The sequence below is a fragment of the Kitasatospora sp. NPDC058032 genome, assembly GCF_042885845.1.
In the GTDB taxonomy this organism is placed as follows: domain Bacteria; phylum Actinomycetota; class Actinomycetes; order Streptomycetales; family Streptomycetaceae; genus Kitasatospora.
On record NZ_JBHVRK010000015.1, the window covers coordinates 84,250 to 100,215 of the forward strand.

Here is a 15,966-nt window from a genome sequence, read left to right on the forward strand (position 1 = left end):
AGAGATCGGGGCTGAGGAGGGGCGGGGATCCGTGCGCGCCGACCCTTGACAGGTGGTTCGGGTACTGGATTACTTGGCCCCGTCGAGTGCCGACCGAATGATCGGTAGGCATGGCTGGGAGGAGGCGCGATGAGCGGCGGAACGGCGGACCCGGGCGGAGCCGGGGCACCCGGGGCGGTGCGGCCGGGCGAAGCGCCGCCGGACGAACTGCTGGACGCCGGCGAGCGGATGACTCGCGAGGAGCTGCGCGCGCACCAGCTCGCGCACCTGCGGGCCACGCTGCGCCACGCCTACGACGAGGTCGAGCTGTACCGCCGCAGGTTCGACGCGGCCGGCGTCGCCCCCGAGGACTGCCGCACCCTCGCCGACCTCGCCCGCTTCCCCTTCACCACCAAGGCCGACCTGCGCGACACCTACCCGTTCGGCATGTTCGCCGTCCCGAGGGAGAAGGTCCGCCGGATCCACGCCTCCAGCGGCACCACCGGCCGGCCCACCGTCGTCGGCTACACCGAGCACGACCTCGACGTGTGGGCCGACGTGGTGGCCCGCTCGATCCGGGCGGCCGGCGGGCGGCCCGGCCAGACGGTGCACATCGCCTACGGCTACGGCCTGTTCACCGGCGGACTGGGCGCGCACGCGGGCGCCGAACGGGCCGGCTGCACGGTGATCCCGGCGTCCGGCGGCATGACGGCCCGCCAGGTCCAGCTGATCCAGGACCTCCGCCCCGAGATCATCATGGTCACCCCGTCCTACCTGCTCACGCTGCTCGACGAGTTCGAGCGGCAGGGCGTCGATCCGCGGTCGACCTCGCTGAAGGTCGGCATCTTCGGCGCCGAGCCGTGGACGGAGGAGATGCGCGCCGAGATCGAGCGGCGGATGGACCTCCACGCCGTCGACATCTACGGCCTCTCCGAGGTGATGGGGCCCGGCGTCGCCCAGGAGTGCGTGGAGACCAAGGACGGCCTGCACATCTGGGAGGACCACTTCTACCCCGAGGTGGTCGACCCGCTGACCGACGACGTGCTGCCGGACGGCGAGAGCGGCGAACTCGTCTTCACCTCGCTCACCAAGGAGGCGCTGCCGGTGATCCGCTACCGCACCCGCGACCTCACCCGTCTGCTGCCGGGCACCGCCCGCCCCGCCTTCCGCCGGATGGCCCGGGTGACGGGCCGCAGCGACGACATGATCATCCTGCGCGGGGTCAACCTCTTCCCGACCCAGGTCGAGGAGGTCCTGCTGCGGGTGCCCGCCGTCGCGCCGCACTTCCAGCTCCGGCTGACCCGCCGGGGCCGGATGGACCACCTGACGGTGCGGGTCGAGGCACGTCCGGACGCCGCCCCCGAGCAACGGGCCGCCGCCGCCGCGGAGATCGCGCGGGGCGTCAAGGACGGGGTCGGGGTGAGCGTGGACGTCGAGGTGGTGGACCCGTACAGCCTGGAGCGCTCCGTCGGCAAGATCCGCCGGATCGCGGACCTCCGGGAGGGGTGACCTCCGAGGGAACCGGCCTGTAGGGCGGCTGACCTGCGGAAACGCCGCCCCGCCGCGCGCGGCGGGCGGTTCTGCGGGACGGTGGGAGGCGGGAGAACCGTGCTCCGGGGCACGCCCGGGGCCGCCCTCAGCCCGGGAGTCAGCCATGGACCCAGAAGGCCTGGCCGCCGCTGCCACTCCGGCGAAGCTCGGTGGCTACCTCAGCAGCCTGCCGCGCCCGCCGGCCGCCCCTCACATGGGGCCCGCGACGACGGTCCGCACGACGCTGTACGACGGCCACCGGATCGTCGTCACCACCAGGTACGAGATCACCGTGGACGGCCGCCCGATCGGCGCGCACATCGGCGTGGAGGACAACGGCACCCTGCACTGCCATGCCCTGCCCGCGTACCGGTTCCTCTCGGCACTGGACGCGGTGAAGGCGCTGATCGACAACTATCCCGACGAGTTCACGGCCGCAGGCGGATCCGGCTCCGGTACGGGGACGGGTACCGGCATGGGTGGCACGGGCACGGGCATGGACATGGGCGGCGGCCACGGCCACGGGCACGGAGGCGGCTGAGATGGCCGCCGTCGTCCGGAGGAACATCCTCACCGACCCCGCCGCCCGCGACGCCTACACCTCCGGCGTCAACCTGCTCAAACGCGAGCAGAGCACCTTCACCACCGCCGACTTCGGCATCGCCGGCCCGGCCGAGACCGTCCGCACCTACGACCTCTTCGTGATCTGGCACGTGATGTCGATGCGCACCGCCGTCCCGCCCGGCGGCGATCCCGACGTCCGCAACGCCGCCCACCGCGGCCCGATCTTCCTGCCCTGGCACCGGGTCATGCTCGGCCTGCTGGAGGCCAACCTCCAACGCGTCCTGGGCGATCCGTCCTTCGGCCTGCCCTACTGGGACTGGACGGCGGACGCGGCGCTCGCCCGCCCGTCGGACAGCGACTTCTGGAAGCCGACCTGCATGGGCGGCACCGGCTCCCCGGCCGCCGGCGGCGCGGTCACCGACGGCCCGTTCGGGGTCGACCCGGCCAACCCCGCCGACCCCGATGCCTTCCGCGTCCGGATCGACGTCAACTCCATGCTGACGCTGATCAACCGCCCGCCGCGCGGTCTGCGCCGGGCCCTCGGCGTGGACGCGCCCAACCTGCCGACCGCCGGAGACGTCACGGCGGCGTACGACAGCGACCCGGCGACCGGCGACCCCAACCTGGCCGTCTACGACTTCGCGCCGTGGGACGTCACCTCGGAGGGCTTCCGCAACCGCCTGGAGGGGTTCAACCCCTTCGGCCTGCACAACCTGGTGCACGTCTACATCGGCCGTGACATGGGCCTGGCCTCCTCGCCCAACGAGCCGGCCTTCTACCTGCACCACTGCAACATCGACCGGATCTGGGAGGGCTGGATGCGGCGCAACGGGCGGCACTACCTCCCCGACCAGTCCGCGCCGGCCTCGCTGCAGGGCCACCGCCTCAAGGACCCGATCGTCTCCCCGCTCGGCTCCTCCGCCACGCCGGAGTCCGTCCTCGACTCGACCGCCGTCTACACCTACGACGTCCTGCCCTGAGGCCGGGACGCCGGCCCGGCGGGAAGTCACCGGACACGCCCTAAGCTGAGGCCATGAGCGGCAGCGTCCAGGTATCAGGTGCACATGAATCGCAGCACTCCGGCGCGGACGGGCGGCTGGACGAGCGGCTGGACGTGGCGGCCGGCATCCTCGCCCTGCTCGCCGACCGCACCCGGCTCGCGCTGCTCCAGCGGCTGGGCGAGGGCGAGGCGGACGTGACCACGCTGACCGAGGCGGCCGGCGCGGCGCGGCCGTCGGTCAGCCAGCACCTCGGCAAGCTGCGGCTGGCCGGGCTGGTGTCGACCCGCAAGGACGGGCGGCGGGTGGTGTACACGCTGCGGCACGGACACCTGCGGCGGCTGGTCCACGAGGCGCTGAACGTCGCCGACCACCAGATCAGCGGGCTGCCCCCGCACGACTGAGCGCGCGATCCACCGTTGTACCCCTGGGCGGATTGCCGCCCTCAATACGTGCACAGGTATGCACATGTTGGCCTATTCTGGAGGGACGGCAGCCCGAACGGGACGCCCCCGGCCCGCGCGCCGAGTCCGAACGGAGCCCCCGATGCTCTCCGTCCTCCGCAACCGCACCTACCGGCACCTGTTCACCGCCCAGGTGGTCGCCCTCGCCGGCACCGGCCTGGCCACCGTCGCGCTGGGCCTGCTCGCCTACGACCTCGCCGGCGCCGACGCCGGCTCGGTGCTCGGCACCGCGCTGGCGATCAAGATGGTCGCCTACGTGGGGATCGCCCCGGTCGTCGCCGCGCTCGCGCACCGGATCCCGCGGCGCCGACTGCTGGTCGCCGCCGACCTGACGCGCGCCGGGGTGGCGCTCGGGCTGCCGTTCGTCGGCTCGGTCTGGCAGGTCTACCTGCTGATCTTCGTCCTGCAAGCGGCCTCGGCGACCTTCACCCCGGCGTTCCAGTCGGTCATCCCGGAGGTCCTGCCCGAGGAGCACGACTACACCCGCGCGCTGTCCCTGTCCCGGCTCGCCTACGACACCGAGAGCCTGGTCAGCCCGGTGCTGGCCGCCGGGGTGCTGGCGCTGGTCGGCTACCGCTGGCTGTTCTGGGGGACGGTGACGGGCTTCCTCGCGTCCGCCGCCCTGGTGGTCTCGGTGGTCCTGCCGGGCGGCACGGCCGGGGCGGGCGGACCGGGTGGCGCGGCCCGCCCGGGTGGGGCGCTCGCTTCGCGCTCGCTGGCGGGGATCCGGCTCTTCCTCTCCGTGCCACGCCTGCGGGCGCTGCTCGCCCTGGACCTCGCCGTCGCGGCCGGCGGGGCCATGGTGATCGTCAACACCGTCGTCTGTGTCCGCGGGCAACTGGGCCGGCCGGCGGCCGACGTGCCGCTCGCGCTCGGCGCGTACGGCGCCGGCTCGATGACGGTGGCGCTGCTGCTGCCCCGGGTGCTGGACCGGGTCACCGACCGCGCGGTGATGCTGCCCGCCGCCTTTGCCGTCGTGGGCCTGCTCGCCGCGCTGGCCCTGGTCACCGCGGCGGGGCCGACGGCGGGCGGCGGCGGATGGCGCTGGCCCGCGCTGCTCGCCCTGTGGGCCGGGCTCGGCGCGGCCGGTTCGCTGATCCTCACCCCGGGCGGTCGCCTGCTGCGCTCCGCCGTGCCGGCGGCGGACCTGCCGGCCGCCTTCGCCGCCCAGTTCTCGCTCTCCCACGGCTGCTGGCTGCTCGCCTACCCCCTGGCCGGCTGGCTCGGTGCCACCGCCAGCCTCCCCGCCGCCACCCTCGCCCTCGGCGTCCTCGCCCTCGCGGCGGCCACCCTCGCCCTCCACACCTGGCCCCCCGCCCGGGCCCCGCGCCCGGTCCGGTCCCTCCCTCCTCGGCCCCGTCCTGCCGCCCGGTGACGCGCGGGCCCGGACGACCCCTCGGGCCCGCCCGCGCTCGGGCCGGCGGGGGACCGTCGGGCGGTGCCGTCGTCCCGGCAGGGGGTCAGCGGGGCCTGCGGGGTGTGCGTGTCCTGACCGTGAGGTCGGCCGGGGTCGCCGTGGTGAGGGCCTTGCGGATCGGGGCGCCGCTTCTCGCCGCCGCGGTCAGGCGTTCCTTCACCTCGCGCGGGGTGCGCGGTCGCCAGCCGGGGCCCTCGCAGCAGGAGGAGTGGAACGTGATGCCCGCGTTGAGCACGACGGTGAGTGCCCGCCACCCGGCCGTGTCGGTGCGGCGGGGGACCTCCAGGTCGTGGCCGGCGTCGATCAGGCAGCCCCGGCAGCGCGGGCAGCGGTTCGCGCGGCCGTCGTTCGCGTCGCGCTTCTTGGAGGACGCGCGGCACGGCAGGCAGACGAAATGTCGGCTCGAACTGATGCGACGGAAGCACATCGCTCCACTATCGGCTCCGCTCCGCGGCGGGTCCAGCGAGTATCCGCCGAGGGGGCCGCCCGCTCAGGCGGATTCGCCACGGGCCGCGCGGGGGTGGGTCTCGTACATCCGCACCGCGACGACCGCGCCCGCCGTGGCGGTGAGGGCGGCGACCGCCCAGATGGCGGTGGTCACGCCGTAGGCGTCGGCGAGCGCTCCGGCGAGGAGGGCGCCGACTGCGAAGCCGCCGTCGCGCCAGAGGCGGTAGACGCCGACGGCGCGGGCGCGCCAGGCCGGGTGGGCGACGTCGCCGATGACGGCGAGCAGGGTCGGGTAGACCAGCGCGGTGCCGGCGCCGAGCAGGATCTGGGCGAGTGCCCACACCGGGAAGGTGGTGCCGGCGGCGACCAGGCCGATGGCGACGGCCTGCAGGAGCATGCCGGCGGTGATCAGGTGCTTGCGGCCGATCCGGTCGGACCACCAGCCGGTGAGGATCTGGCCCAGTCCCCAGACCGCCGGGTAGAGGGCGGCGAGCAGGCCGATCCGGGCGACCGACAGGCCGTGGGTGGCGAACAGCAGCGGGAAGACGCCCCAGGCGAGGGCGTCGTTCAGGTTGTTGACCATGCCCGCCCAGCTGGCCGAGGACAGCGCCCGGTCGGTGAGGCTGGTGGTGCGGGCGACCTGGCCGGTGGTCAGCTCGCCGTGGTGGTCGGGGTTGGCGGGGGCCGGGTGGCGGGCGGCCTCGGCGCGGGCGTGTTCGCGGGTCTCGCGGACGGCGAGGACGGACAGGCCGAGGCCGAGGGCGGCGAAGGCGATGCCGAGCAGGAACGGCTGCGGGCGCAGTCCCCAGTGCGCGGCGATGGCACCGGTGCCCATCGCGGTGGCGGCGACGGCGAGGTAGCCGGCGGCCTCGTTGAAGCCCATCGCCAGGCCCCGGCGGGCGGGGCCGACCAGGTCGATCTTCATGATGACGGTGGTCGACCAGGTCAGGCCCTGGTTGACGCCGAGCAGGACGTTCGCGAACACCACCCAGCCCCAGGTCGGCGCCCAGATCAGCAGCAGCGGCACCGGGAGGGCGAGCAGCCAGCCGGCGACCAGCACCGGCTTGCGGCCGTAGCGGTCGGAGAGGGCGCCCGCGAAGAAGTTGGTGACGGCCTTGGTCGCGCCGAACGCCACGATGTAGGTCAGTGCGGCGGTGTAGGCGGAGAGCTGGAAGGTGCGGTCGGCGAGCAGGGGCAGGACGGTGCGTTCCTGGCCGAGCATGCCGCCGACCAGGGCGTTGACCGCGACCAGCAGGGTGAACTGGGCGAGGTTGGCGCGGAGCCCGAGCCGGACGGCGGAGCCGGCAGTGGACAGGGTGGCGGTCACGGGCCGTCCTCCAGAATGGGCGGATCCGGGTGTCGGACATCCGGTGTCGGGCCGGGCGACAGGTCCACCCGACTGGTTCTACAATAATCCATGGATTTATGGAGGATGCCATGGGAGATCCCGCACAGAAGGCCGCGCTGTTCGACGCGCTGGCCACCACCGGCAAGGCGCTGTCCAGCGGCAAGCGCCTGGAGCTGCTCGATCTGCTCGCCCAGGGGGAGCGCGGCGTCGACGCCCTTGCCCGGGCCGCCGGGCTCGGGCTGACCACCGCCTCCGCCCATCTGCAGACCCTCAAGCAGGCCGGGCTGGTGGTCGCCCGCCGCGACGGCGTGCGCATCCACTACCGCCTCGCCGGGGACGACGTCGCCGCCCTCTACGCGCAGCTCCAGCAGGTCGCGCTCGCCCGTCTCGCGGCCACCGGACAGGCCCGGGCCGCCTACCTCGGGCCGCAGGACACCGACCACCTCACCCGGGAGGAGCTGCTGGCGCGGGTGAAGGCGGGCACCGCCACCGTGATCGACGTGCGGCCGGCCGAGGAGTACGCCGCCGGGCACATCCCCGGCGCCCTGTCCGTCCCGCTGGACCAGTTGGAGGCCCGGCTCGCCGAGCTGCCCGCTGCGGTGGAGGTCGTCGCGTACTGCCGCGGCACCAACTGCGTCCTCGCCCACGACGCCGTGCGGCTGCTGGCCGCGCACGGTCGCGACGCGAAGCGGCTCGCCGACGGCATGCTCGAATGGCGGCTGGCGGCCCTCCCGGTCGAGGCGGGCGCCGCATGACCGCCGCTCCGGCCGCTGCCGGCCCGGGGGCCGATGACCCCGGAGCCGACGGGCCCGGTCCGCTGGTCGTCGACGGCACCGGCATGCTCTGCGTCACCCTGCTGCTGCACCTGCGCAAGCGCATCGCGGGCCGTTCCGCCGGGACGGTCGTGCACGTGATCAGCACCGATCCGGCGGCGCCGCTCGACCTGCCCGCCTGGTGCCACCTCACCGGCCACGACTACCTCGGCCCGGTGTCCGGCCCCGACGGGCGGGACGTCTACGCCCTGCGGCTCACGGCGGATCCGGTGCCGACCCGGCCCGACGCCCCCTGGCACCGGGCGGCCGGCTGACCCTGTTCGCGGATCACCCCCGGCCCGGTGGCGTGCATGTTGGATCCTGTTCGATATTGTTTGGTCATGTGGTTGAAGGGAAGCCCCATGAGAGGGAGCACGTCATGCCCGCGACGGTGACCGACCCGACCGGGACGGCCGGTGCGACGACCAGGACCGTCACCGAACTCGCCGACGGCCGTGAGCTGATCTACTACGACCGGGGCGCACCGCCCGCCGGCCGGACGGTCGCCGACCGGCGTCCGCTGGACGCCGCCGTGCCCTCCTCCGAGGTGCGGCTCGACCCGCTGACCGGCGCCTGGGTGACCATCGCCGCCCACCGCCAGGCACGCACCTACCACCCGCCGGCCGACGAGTGCCCGCTGTGCCCCAGCCGCGACGGCCGGCTCAGCGAGATCCCGGCGGCCGACTACCAGGTGGCCGTCTTCGAGAACCGCTTCCCGTCCCTCGCGGGCGAGCCCGGCACCCACCCCGGCGTGCCTGCCGAGGAGGACCCGCTGCTCGGTCGCCGCCCCGGCGTCGGCCGCTGCGAGGTGGTCTGCTTCACCTCCGATCACGGCGCCTCCTTCGCGGACCTGGACGAGGACCGCGCCCGCCTGGTGCTCGACGCCTGGACCGACCGCACCGCCGCACTCTCCGCCCGGCCCGGCGTCCGGCAGGTGTACTGCTTCGAGAACCGCGGCGTCGAGATCGGCGTCACCCTCGCCCACCCGCACGGCCAGATCTACGCGCTGCCGTTCACCACCCCGCGCACCGCCCGGATGCTCGACCAGGCCGCCCGCCACCGGGCCGCCACCGGCCGCAACCTCTTCGAGGACCTGCTCGCCGCCGAGCGGTCCTCCTCGCGGGTCGTCCTCACCGGCGAGCACTGGACCGCCTTCGTGCCCTTCGCCGCCCGCTGGCCCTACGAGGTCCACCTCCACCCGAACCGCCGGGTCCCCGACCTCACCCGCCTCACCGAGGCCGAGCGCGCCGAGTTCGGCCGCGTCTACCTCGACCTGCTGCGCCGGTTCGACAACCTCTTCACCGACCCGGCGGACGGCGGCCGTCGCGTCCGTGCGCCCTACATCGCCGCCTGGCACCAGGCGCCGGTCGGCGAGGAGGCCGAATTCGCCCTCCACCTGGAGCTGTTCACCGTCCGGCGGACGGCCGACAAGCTCAAGTACCTGGCCGGCACCGAGTCCGGCATGGAGGCGTTCATGAACGACGTCGCCCCGGAGGACGCCGCCCGGCGCCTGCGCGAGGCCGCGCCCGCCGCGCCCCTCACCGCGCCCGCCGCGGCGCCCGCCGCCGCCCCCACCGCCCCCACCGCCCCGACCGACGGAGGACCGCAGGGATGACCACGACCAGCACCGCTCCCGGCAGCACCTTCGAGGAGCTCTACGGCCACGCCCCCGAGGGCGTCTGGGCGGCCCCCGGCCGGGTCAACCTGATCGGCGAACACACCGACTACAACGACGGGTTCGTGCTGCCGATCGCGATCCCGCAGGCCGTGCGCGCGTACGCCCGGCGCCGTTCCGACGGGGTGCTGCGGCTCGTCTCGACCCGGGTGCCCGGCGAGACCGTGGAACTGGACGTCGCCGCGCTCACCCCGGGCGGGGTGGCCGGCTGGGCCGCGTACCCCGCGGCCGTGGTGTGGACGCTGCGAAAGGCCGGGCACGAGGTGGGCGGCGCCGATGTGCTGCTCGACAGCGACGTGCCCGGCGGCGCTGGCCTCTCCTCCTCGGCCGCACTGGAGTGCGCGGTCGCGGCAGCGTACAACGACCTGTACGAACTCGGCCTGGACGCCGTCGAGTCGGCCCTGCTCGCGCAGCGGGCCGAGAACGAGTTCGTCGGCGTGCCCTGTGGGATCATGGACCAGATGGCCTCGATGGTCTGCCGCGCCGGGGCCGCCCTGCACCTGGACGCCCGCGACCTCTCCGCCCGGCACGTGCCGCTCGACCTGGCGGGCGCCGGCCTCACCCTGCTGGTCCTCGACACCCGGGTGCAGCACGACCTCGCCGACGGCGCGTACGCGGCGCTGCGGGCCGGCTGCGAACGGGCTGCCGCGCTGCTCGGGCTGCCCGCACTGCGCGACCTCGCCGCCGCCGACCTGCCCGCGGCCTCCACCCGACTGCCCGCCGAGCTGGTCCCGTTGGTGCGGCACGTGGTGACCGAGAACGAGCGGGTCGAGCGGGCCGTCGAGGAGCTGGAGCGGCACGGTCCGGCCGCGCTCGGCCCGATCCTCACCGCCGGCCACGCCTCGCTGCGCGACGACTACCGGACGTCCTGCCCGGAGACCGACCTCGCGGCCGACACCGCCGTCGCCGCCGGGGCCCTCGGCGCACGGATGACCGGCGGCGGCTTCGGCGGCTCGGTGATCGCCCTGGTGTCGACGGAGAAGGCGCAGGCGGTGGCCGCAGCGGTGGTCGAGGCCTTCGCGGCGGCCGGTTACGCCGAGCCGCACGTGTACCGGGCGGTCCCGTCGGAGGGGGCCCGCCGGGAGGCCTGACGCCCCCCGGCGGGCGGCCCGGGTTCGGTCGCTCAGCCGCAGAACTCGGCCTCGGCCAGGGGGAGTTTGTCGCGGAACCAGTCGGCGTTGGCGTTGAGCGCCAGCACGTGCCGCCCGTCCCGGGTGGCCAGCGCCAGCGTCGACGACCCGTGGATGTCCCGGAGTGCCCCGGGCCCGCCCCGCGCCTGCGCCCCCGCCGGGTTGGGCGGGGGCACGGGCGCGGGGCGGGGATCGGTCGGCGGCCTCAACCGCTCTTGGCGGTACGGATGGTGAGCGCCGAGACGAGCGCGCCCAGCAGGGCGAGGGCGGCGGCGCCCAGGAACGCGGCGGAGAAGCCGTCGGTCAGCGCGACCGGGTCGCCGGGTTCGCGCGCGCCGTTCGCGGCGGCCAGCGCGGTCATCGCGGCGAGGCCGAGGGCGGAGCCGATCTGGTAGCTGGTGTTGACGATGCCGGAGGCCAGACCGCCCTCGGCCGGGTTCGGCACGGCGAGCGCGGTGCCGAGCGAGGGGATGAAGGCGAGCGACATGCCGACGGCGGCGAGCAGCGAGGCGGGCAGCACGTCGACGGCGAAGCTGCCGTCGGGGCGGGCGAAGGAGAGCCAGAGCATGCCGCCGGCGAGGGCGAGCAGACCGGTGACGATGAGCGGCTTGGGGCCGAAGCGCGCGATCAGCCGGGGCGCCAGCACGATCATCATCAGCATGATGGCGGCGGTCATCGGCAGCAGCGCGGCACCGGAGGCGAAGGCCTGCAGGCCGAGCACCTGCTGGAGGTAGAGGTTCAGGAAGAACCACATCGGGATCCAGGCGGCGGCCATCAGCAGCTGGGCGAGGTTGGCGCCGGCCAGGCCGGGGCTGCGCCAGATGCCGAGCCGCATCAGCGGTTCGCGCCGCTTGGCCTGGAGCGCGACGAAGGCGAGGATCAGCAGCACGCCCCCGGCGAGCACCAGCCAGGTGCTCGCGGAGCCCCAACCGGTCTCCGGGGCGCGGACGATGGCGTAGACGGAGACGGCGAGGCCGGCGGTGACGGTGAGCGCGCCGAGCCAGTCCACCGAGCCGCGGCGGGCGGGGGCGGCGGGCATCACGCCGGGGGTGGCGAGCAGGACGCCGAGGGCGACCGGGATGTTGACGTAGAAGACCCACTCCCAGCTGAGGTACTGGGTGATCACGCCGCCGAGGAAGACCCCCGCGGTGCCGCCGGCCGGGGCCGCCGCGCCGTACAGGGCGAGTGCCTTGCCGAGCTCCTGCGGGCGGGCGCCGAACAGGCTGATCAGCAGGGTGAGCGCGGCCGGGGCGATCAGCGCGGAGCCGGCGCCCTGGACGGCGCGTCCGGCGAGTTCGAGTCCGGGGTTCCCGGCGAGGCCGGCGAGCAGCGAGCCGGCGGCGAGGACGGCCCAGCCGGTGGCGAACAGCCGCTTGGCGCCGAACAGGTCGGAGAGCCGGCCGCCGAGCAGCAGTAGTCCGCCGAAGGCGACGACGTAGGCGTTGAAGACCCAGGACAGGCCCTCCTGGGTGAAGCCGAGCGCGGAGCGCATCTCGGGCAGGGCGACCCCGATGATCGAGGTGTCCATGATCACCATGAACTGGGCGAGGGCGATGAGCCCGAGGGCTGTCCAGCGGCGGGGCGAGGGTGCCGCGGGCGGCGCGGCCGGGGCCGCGGACGCGGCGGTGAGGTCGGACATGACCACGTTCTCCAATACCGGGTGGGGGTATGTCTCCGAGGGGCGAGGGGAAACATACCCCCAGGGGGTATGTAGCGCAAGCGTTCCGACGCCAGGGTGGTCCCGGCGGACCCCCGGTCCGGGCGGGCCTGGTCCGGTCCGCCCGCGGCCCCGAGGGTGGGGGCATGACCTACCTGAACGAGAACACCCCGGACACCGCCCGCGACTTCGACGGCCGGACGGTGCTGATCACCGGCGGGACGAGCGGCATGGGCCTCGCCACCGCACGGCTGCTGCTGGACCGCGGGGCGAGCGTCGTGATCACCGGCCGCGACGACGCCCGACTGGGCCGGGCCGAGTCCGAACTCGGCGGCGGGGAACGGCTGCTCACCGTCCGCGCCGACTCCTCCCGGCCCGCCGAACTGGCCCGGTTGGCCGGCCGGGTGGAGGAGCGCTTCGGCCGCCTCGACGGCGTGTTCGCCAACGCCGGGGTCGGCGTCTTCGAGACCTCGGCCGAGGTGACCGAGGAGAGCTTCGACCGCACCGTGGACGTCAACTTCAAGGGCGTCCTGTTCACCGTCCTGCACGCCCTGCCGCTGCTGGAGCGGTCCGCCGGCGGCGCCTCGATCGTCCTCAACGCCTCCTGGACGCTGCACCGCGGCCTGCCCAACGCCCCGGTGTACGCGGCGACCAAGGCGGCCGTGCACAACCTCACCCGCACCCTCGGCAGCGAGTTCGCCGGGCGTGGCATCCGGATCAACTCGGTCAGCCCCGGCTACATCGTCACCGGGATGTTCCACGAGGTGATCACCGAACCGGCCCAGCAGGACGCCGTACGGTCCCTGGTGCCGCTCGGCCGGCTGGGCGAGGCGGCGGAGGTCGCCGAGGCGGTGGCCTTCCTGCTCTCGCCCCGCGCCTCCTACATCACCGGCCAGGACCTCGTGGTGGACGGCGGCGTGGTGGCGGTCGCCAACGGCTGGTGACCGCCGCTCCGATTGCCTCCGCACCCGCAGCCTGGTCCTGCCAGGGCCAGGCTGCGGGAGCGCCGAGCGGTGAGAATGGCCGTATGAGCACGAGCCCCACCCACGTCGCCGCCACCGGCGCCGGCCTCGCCGAGTTCCTCCGGACCCGCCGCTCCCGGCTCCGCCCCGAGGACGTCGGCCTGCCGGACCTCGGCGGCCGGCGCCGGGTGGCCGGCCTGCGCCGCGAGGAGCTCGCCCAGCTCGCCGGCGTCAGCGTCGACTACTACACCCGGCTCGAGCAGGGCCGGGTCGGCAACCCCTCGGACTCCGTGCTCGACGCGGTCGCCCGCGCGCTGCGCCTCGACCCCGAGGAGGGCGGCCACCTGCACCGCCTCGCCCGGACCCGCCCGGCCCGCGGCCGCGGCGCCGGGGGCCGGGGCCCGGGCGGCCGGGGCTCCGGCCCGCAGAAGGTCCGCCCGGCCCTGGCCCGGCTGCTCGGGGCGATGCCCGAGGTGCCGGCCGTGGTGATGGGCCGGCGGATGGACGTCCTCGCCTGGAACCGCGCCGCCGTCTCCCTGCTCGGCGACTACGGCGCGCTCGCCCCCGCCGAGCGCAACATCGCCCGGATCACCTACCTCGACCCGGCCTCGCGCACCCTCTACGACGACTGGGTCGGCTGCGCGCGGGAGAACGCCGCCTTCCTCCGGCTGGAGGCCGGACGCCGCCCCGACGACCCCCGGCTCGCCGAGCTGATCGGCGAACTCTCGGTACGCAGCCCGGAGTTCCGCCAGTGGTGGGCGGAGCACCCGGTGCGCGACAAGACCTCCGGCCGCAAGGTGTTCCACCACCCGCTGGTCGGCCGGATGGAACTGGTCTACGAGACCCTCCGCCCGGCCGACGACCCCGACCAGGCGCTGATCACCTACACCCCCGACCCCGGCAGCCCGTCCGAGGACGCCCTGCGGATGCTGATCGCCTGGGACGGCGGCCGGACCGGACCGGTCGGCTCCGCCGCAGGTGGCGGGTCGGTTACCGTCGGGCACTGACGCACCGCAAAGTACGGTCTTCTGTGCGGGAGCCCGCCCGCTTACGGTGATCCGGTACCTGTCGGAGACCCGGCGTCCGGCGGATTGACACGGTGGCCACCCGTGGCGCCGTTCGACGCCGGACGGCGTCGGACGACTCGGAGCACCCATGCCCATCCTCAAGACCTATGCCCGGCTCTGGGCCGACGGCCTGGACCACGCGCTCCCGCTGCTGCGCACCCTCACCGGGGCCGAGCCGGACCTGCTGTTCCGCTTCCACGAGATCGAACTCGCCGCCATCGGCGACTTCCTGGTGATCGCCGGCCCGCCCTCCGAGCGCGCCAAGTACGCGCACGCCTCGGCGACCGTCGTGGTCTCCGACCTCGACGAGCTGAGCGAGACCCTGGAGGCCGCGGGCGCCGTCGTCACCACGCCCGAGACCGCCTCCGCGACCGGCCGGTTCCTCTACGCCCGGCACGCGGACGGCGCGGAGGTCGAGTACGTCGAATGGGTCCCCGAGCTGGTCCGCCGCATCGTGCACCGCGAGTCCTGACCGGCGCCCCGGAGGGACCATGGTCCCTCCGGGTTCACCCGTCCGGCCCTGGCGGCCCGCCCGGCCGTGGCGTGGGATGGAGGTGAACCGAACGGGGTTCCGGGGGCCGGGAACGGTCCCCCCGGTACGAAGGGCAGGAGCAGAACCATGAAGGCCGCCGTCGTCCACGACTTCACCCAGCCGCTCGTGATCGAGGAGCGCCCGCTGCCCGACCCCGGTCCGCACCAGGTGCGGGTGCGGATCGAGGCCTCCGGACTCTGCCACACCGACATCCACGCCGCCCGCGGCGACTGGCCGGTGAAGCCGAACCCGCCGTTCGTCCCCGGCCACGAGGGCGTCGGCATCGTCGAGGCGGCCGGCTCCGAGGTCCGGCACGTCCGGGTCGGCGAGCGGGTGGCCATCCCGTGGCTGGCCGACGCCTGCGGGCGCTGCGACCACTGCGTCTCCGGCTGGGAGACCCTCTGCACCCGGCAGCACAACAGCGGCTACTCCGTCGACGGCGCCTACGCCGAGCAGGCCCTCGCCCACGGTGACTACGTCGTCCCGGTGCCCGACGGCATCGACCCGCTGGACGCCGCCCCGCTCTCCTGCGCCGGCGTCACCACCTACAAGGCCCTCAAGGTCTCCGGTGCCGGGCCCGGCACCCGCGTCCTGATCTCCGGCATCGGCGGCCTCGGCCACCTCGCCCTCCAGTACGCCCGGATCGCCGGCGCCGAGACCATCGCGGTCGACGTCACCGACGACAAGCTCGCGCTGGCCCGCGAGCTCGGCGCCGACCACGTGCTGGACGCCCGGGTCCAGGACGTCGCCGCCGAGGTGCAGAAGCTCGGCGGGGCCCACGCCGCCATCGCGCTGGCCGTCAGCAACGCCTCCTTCCAGGCCGCCTACGGCTCGCTGCGCCGCGGTGGCGCCCTCGTCCTGGTGGCCCTTCCCGCCGAGGGCAGGCTCGAACTGCCGGTCTTCGACACCGTGCTCAACGGGACCAAGGTGATCGGCTCGATCGTCGGCACCCGGGAGGACCTCGCGGAGGTCTTCCGGCTGCACGCCCTGGGCCGCACCCGGGTCATCCGCGAGACCCGCCGGCTGGAGGACGTCAACACCTGCTTCGACGAGGTCCTGAACGGCAAGGTCTCCGCCCGCCTGGTCTTCGACCTGCGCTGACCCCGCCCCACCCCGCCCGTCCCGCCACGACGGCGCTCGGCCCCGACCGGAACCCTCCGGCCGGGGCCGGGCGCTTTTGTCACCGGGGCGCATCCGCCGCCGGGCGCGCCGGTGACCTGCGCCGTTCGCCCCGGCGGGGCGGGCGCGAAGATCGTGGAAACCGGATTGCCAGCCCGCGTTCGCACGCACTAGCGTTCGACCGCGCACCGATCGTCGAGGTGAGGGCTCGTCACCTGACGAGTGGTCGGAATGCGCACCAATCGGACAAACACCCCTTCATTCA

17 protein-coding genes are annotated in these 15,966 nt (G+C 74.7%); 13 read left to right on the plus strand and 4 right to left on the minus strand.

Annotation, left to right across the window (positions count from 1 at the left end; genetic code table 11):
* Positions 1-129: 129 nt before the first annotated feature.
* The 5 genes from paaK (at position 130) to ACFVUH_RS23675 (ending at position 4,910) form a co-directional block, all read left to right on the plus strand.
* The gene (paaK, locus tag ACFVUH_RS23655) at positions 130-1,488 is read left to right on the plus strand and encodes a phenylacetate--CoA ligase PaaK (RefSeq protein ID WP_387915238.1); all 1,359 of its coding nucleotides are present in this window, start codon (positions 130-132) and stop codon (positions 1,486-1,488) included.
* 145 nt (positions 1,489-1,633) lie between these two features.
* Positions 1,634-2,050: a hypothetical protein gene (locus tag ACFVUH_RS23660; protein ID WP_387915239.1), complete on the plus strand. Its 417-nt coding sequence runs from the start codon at positions 1,634-1,636 to the stop codon at positions 2,048-2,050.
* Position 2,051: 1 nt separating this feature from the next.
* Positions 2,052-3,053 (plus strand): tyrosinase family protein, encoded by a 1,002-nt coding sequence (locus tag ACFVUH_RS23665; protein WP_355371555.1) that lies wholly within the window; start codon positions 2,052-2,054, stop codon positions 3,051-3,053.
* Positions 3,054-3,106: 53 nt separating this feature from the next.
* Positions 3,107-3,475 carry a metalloregulator ArsR/SmtB family transcription factor gene (locus ACFVUH_RS23670; RefSeq protein WP_355371552.1) on the plus strand — a complete coding sequence of 123 codons (369 nt, stop codon included), beginning with the start codon at positions 3,107-3,109 and terminating at the stop codon, positions 3,473-3,475.
* Between the two features lie 142 nt (positions 3,476-3,617).
* Positions 3,618-4,910, plus strand: a complete 1,293-nt coding sequence (locus ACFVUH_RS23675; RefSeq protein WP_387915240.1) for an MFS transporter — start codon at positions 3,618-3,620, stop codon at positions 4,908-4,910.
* An 85-nt stretch (positions 4,911-4,995) separates the two neighbouring features.
* Here ACFVUH_RS23675 and ACFVUH_RS23680 read toward each other — a convergent pair whose 3' ends face one another.
* Both ACFVUH_RS23680 and ACFVUH_RS23685 read right to left on the minus strand, forming a co-directional pair.
* Entirely contained in the window at positions 4,996-5,379 is a 384-nt protein-coding gene (locus tag ACFVUH_RS23680; RefSeq protein WP_387915241.1) for a hypothetical protein, read from the minus strand.
* Positions 5,380-5,442: 63 nt separating this feature from the next.
* A complete protein-coding gene (locus ACFVUH_RS23685; RefSeq protein WP_355371544.1) occupies positions 5,443-6,726 on the minus strand; it encodes an MFS transporter in 1,284 nt (427 codons plus the stop codon).
* Positions 6,727-6,836: 110 nt separating this feature from the next.
* Between ACFVUH_RS23685 and ACFVUH_RS23690 the strand changes: the two genes are divergently transcribed.
* The 4 genes from ACFVUH_RS23690 to galK all read left to right on the plus strand — a co-directional run bounded on the left by ACFVUH_RS23690 (position 6,837) and on the right by galK (position 10,325).
* Positions 6,837-7,502 (plus strand): ArsR/SmtB family transcription factor, encoded by a 666-nt coding sequence (locus ACFVUH_RS23690; protein ID WP_387915242.1) that lies wholly within the window; start codon positions 6,837-6,839, stop codon positions 7,500-7,502.
* Positions 7,499-7,834, plus strand: coding sequence for a sulfurtransferase TusA family protein (locus ACFVUH_RS23695; protein WP_387915243.1), 336 nt, complete (start codon positions 7,499-7,501; stop codon positions 7,832-7,834). Before ACFVUH_RS23690 ends, ACFVUH_RS23695 begins: the two co-directional genes overlap by 4 nt.
* Before the next feature lie 104 nt (positions 7,835-7,938).
* Complete coding sequence (gene galT, locus ACFVUH_RS23700; RefSeq protein ID WP_387915244.1) at positions 7,939-9,174, plus strand: galactose-1-phosphate uridylyltransferase; 1,236 nt, start codon at positions 7,939-7,941, stop codon at positions 9,172-9,174.
* Positions 9,171-10,325: a galactokinase gene (gene galK / locus ACFVUH_RS23705; protein ID WP_387915245.1), complete on the plus strand. Its 1,155-nt coding sequence runs from the start codon at positions 9,171-9,173 to the stop codon at positions 10,323-10,325. Before galT ends, galK begins: the two co-directional genes overlap by 4 nt.
* Positions 10,326-10,357: 32 nt before the next feature.
* Here galK and ACFVUH_RS23710 read toward each other — a convergent pair whose 3' ends face one another.
* Positions 10,358-10,540, minus strand: a complete 183-nt coding sequence (locus ACFVUH_RS23710) for a hypothetical protein (RefSeq protein WP_387915246.1) — start codon at positions 10,538-10,540, stop codon at positions 10,358-10,360.
* A gap of 29 nt (positions 10,541-10,569) precedes the next feature.
* On the minus strand, positions 10,570-12,003 hold the full coding sequence (locus ACFVUH_RS23715) for an MFS transporter (RefSeq protein WP_355371526.1): 1,434 nt from the start codon (positions 12,001-12,003) through the stop codon (positions 10,570-10,572).
* Between the two features lie 164 nt (positions 12,004-12,167).
* Here ACFVUH_RS23715 and ACFVUH_RS23720 point away from each other — a divergent pair, with 164 nt between their 5' ends.
* The 4 genes from ACFVUH_RS23720 (at position 12,168) to adhP (ending at position 15,683) form a co-directional block, all read left to right on the plus strand.
* Complete coding sequence (locus tag ACFVUH_RS23720) at positions 12,168-12,965, plus strand: glucose 1-dehydrogenase (protein ID WP_355371524.1); 798 nt, start codon at positions 12,168-12,170, stop codon at positions 12,963-12,965.
* An 83-nt stretch (positions 12,966-13,048) separates the two neighbouring features.
* Positions 13,049-13,990, plus strand: coding sequence for a helix-turn-helix domain-containing protein (locus ACFVUH_RS23725; RefSeq protein WP_387915247.1), 942 nt, complete (start codon positions 13,049-13,051; stop codon positions 13,988-13,990).
* 148 nt (positions 13,991-14,138) lie between these two features.
* A complete protein-coding gene (locus ACFVUH_RS23730) occupies positions 14,139-14,522 on the plus strand; it encodes a VOC family protein (RefSeq protein WP_355371519.1) in 384 nt (127 codons plus the stop codon).
* Positions 14,523-14,669: 147 nt separating this feature from the next.
* The gene (adhP, locus tag ACFVUH_RS23735) at positions 14,670-15,683 is read left to right on the plus strand and encodes an alcohol dehydrogenase AdhP (RefSeq protein ID WP_355371516.1); all 1,014 of its coding nucleotides are present in this window, start codon (positions 14,670-14,672) and stop codon (positions 15,681-15,683) included.
* The last annotated feature ends 283 nt before the right edge of the window (positions 15,684-15,966 follow it).

Bases quoted from the DNA above. Each gene is read 5' to 3' on its own strand.
- ACFVUH_RS23660 (WP_387915239.1), top strand. From the start codon at position 1,634: ATGGACCCAGAAGGCCTGGCCGCCGCTGCCACTCCGGCGAAGCTCGGT.
- ACFVUH_RS23670 (WP_355371552.1), top strand. From the start codon at position 3,107: ATGAGCGGCAGCGTCCAGGTATCAGGTGCACATGAATCGCAGCACTCC.
- adhP (WP_355371516.1), top strand. From the start codon at position 14,670: ATGAAGGCCGCCGTCGTCCACGACTTCACCCAGCCGCTCGTGATCGAG.
- ACFVUH_RS23690 (WP_387915242.1), top strand. From the start codon at position 6,837: ATGGGAGATCCCGCACAGAAGGCCGCGCTGTTCGACGCGCTGGCCACC.
- ACFVUH_RS23675 (WP_387915240.1), top strand. From the start codon at position 3,618: ATGCTCTCCGTCCTCCGCAACCGCACCTACCGGCACCTGTTCACCGCC.
- ACFVUH_RS23730 (WP_355371519.1), top strand. From the start codon at position 14,139: ATGCCCATCCTCAAGACCTATGCCCGGCTCTGGGCCGACGGCCTGGAC.
- ACFVUH_RS23695 (WP_387915243.1), top strand. From the start codon at position 7,499: ATGACCGCCGCTCCGGCCGCTGCCGGCCCGGGGGCCGATGACCCCGGA.
- galT (WP_387915244.1), top strand. From the start codon at position 7,939: ATGCCCGCGACGGTGACCGACCCGACCGGGACGGCCGGTGCGACGACC.
- ACFVUH_RS23725 (WP_387915247.1), top strand. From the start codon at position 13,049: ATGAGCACGAGCCCCACCCACGTCGCCGCCACCGGCGCCGGCCTCGCC.
- galK (WP_387915245.1), top strand. From the start codon at position 9,171: ATGACCACGACCAGCACCGCTCCCGGCAGCACCTTCGAGGAGCTCTAC.
- paaK (WP_387915238.1), top strand. From the start codon at position 130: ATGAGCGGCGGAACGGCGGACCCGGGCGGAGCCGGGGCACCCGGGGCG.
- ACFVUH_RS23665 (WP_355371555.1), top strand. From the start codon at position 2,052: ATGGCCGCCGTCGTCCGGAGGAACATCCTCACCGACCCCGCCGCCCGC.
- ACFVUH_RS23720 (WP_355371524.1), top strand. From the start codon at position 12,168: ATGACCTACCTGAACGAGAACACCCCGGACACCGCCCGCGACTTCGAC.
- ACFVUH_RS23715 (WP_355371526.1), bottom strand. From the start codon at position 12,003: ATGTCCGACCTCACCGCCGCGTCCGCGGCCCCGGCCGCGCCGCCCGCG.
- ACFVUH_RS23680 (WP_387915241.1), bottom strand. From the start codon at position 5,379: ATGTGCTTCCGTCGCATCAGTTCGAGCCGACATTTCGTCTGCCTGCCG.